Here is a 319-nt window from a genome sequence, read left to right on the forward strand (position 1 = left end):
AATCCCCATGTGGTGGGGAGGTTTTTCAGAGTGAATCCGTCGAAGTCGAAGAGTTCGAAGTAGGTCTTAATCCCCATGTGGTGGGGAGGTTTTTCAGAGTGAGCAAACTCTGATGAACGGGCTCTTATCTGAGGTCTTAATCCCAATGTGGTGGGGAGGTTTTTCAGAGCTGCACGGCAGCGCGCTATCAAATCAATAAAGAGCGGTGAATCACGTCTTAATCCCCATGTGGTGGGGAGGTTTTTCAGAGGTTAAACGTGTTAAGTACCCGATTGTCCAGTCAATCGTCTTAATCCCCATGTGGTGGGGAGGTTTTTCA

The organism is Neisseria sp. HMSC068C04, from assembly GCF_001810105.1.
GTDB lineage: Bacteria > Pseudomonadota > Gammaproteobacteria > Burkholderiales > Neisseriaceae > Neisseria > Neisseria flavescens_B.